This window comes from Nocardia vulneris, from assembly GCF_001613425.1.
In the GTDB taxonomy this organism is placed as follows: domain Bacteria; phylum Actinomycetota; class Actinomycetes; order Mycobacteriales; family Mycobacteriaceae; genus Nocardia; species Nocardia vulneris.
On record NZ_BDCI01000070.1, the window covers coordinates 1 to 988 of the forward strand.

The 988-nt window shown below is 60.6% G+C and carries 1 protein-coding gene; it reads left to right on the forward strand.

All coding sequences use genetic code 11. The features are described 5' to 3' along the window. On the forward strand, positions 1 to 988 hold a 988-nt coding region (locus NVU01S_RS42030; RefSeq protein WP_156522250.1), incomplete at both ends, for a zinc-binding dehydrogenase.

Consider the following 988-nt stretch of genomic DNA (forward strand, 5'->3'; position numbering starts at 1 on the left):
GGAGCGCAGAGTTTGGTTGTTCCACGATCGGTGTCGTGGCGGCTCGAGGCCGGTGACCGGACTGTGGACGGACTGACGCTGACTCCGAGTAGCTCTGCAGAACAGCTCCTGGACGAGGGGCAGGTCCGGATTGAGGTCCGCGCCGGTGGCCTGAACTTCAGAGATGTTCTGGTTTGCCTGGGCATGGTGCCGGACGTCGCGTTCCTGGGTGGGGAAGCTTCAGGGGTAGTCGTCGAGGTCGGTACGGGTGTGGAGGGTTTTGCCCCCGGAGACCGGGTTATGGGGTTGATCGACGCCGGCCTGGGACCCATGGCTGTGACCGATCAGCGATTGATCACTCATATCCCCGAGCGGTGGTCATTTATCGAAGCGGCCACTGTTCCGGTGGTGTTCTTGACCGCCTATTACGGGCTCAAGGACTTGGCTCACGCCCGGTCGGGGCAGACCTTGCTGGTCCATGCGGCCACCGGTGGCGTGGGGATGGCGGCAACCCAGTTGGCGCGGTATTGGGGTGTGGAGGTATACGGAACCGCTAGCCAGGGTAAGTGGGATACTTTGCGGTCCTTGGGATTCGACGACGATCACATCGCGGATTCCCGATCACTCGGTTTCGAGGATCAGGTCCTGGCAGCTACCGGTGGTCACGGTGTGGACATTGTGTTGGACTCGTTGGCTGGACCTTTCGTGGACGCTTCGTTGCGTCTGCTGCCCCGAGGGGGGCGTTTTCTAGAGATGGGTAAAACCGATATCCGGGACAGTGCACAGATTTCTGCGTCGTACCCGGGAGTGACTTACCGAGCGTTCGATCTGCAGGAGGCCGGGCGGGATCGTATCCACGAGATACTGACCGAGCTCACCACACTGTTCGAACAGGAAGTGATCCGCTCACTACCGGCTCAGATTTGGGACATTCGTCGTGCACGAGAAGCGTTCCGGCACTTCAGTCAGGCACGTCATATCGGAAAGATCGTTCTGTCCCTCCCCGAGC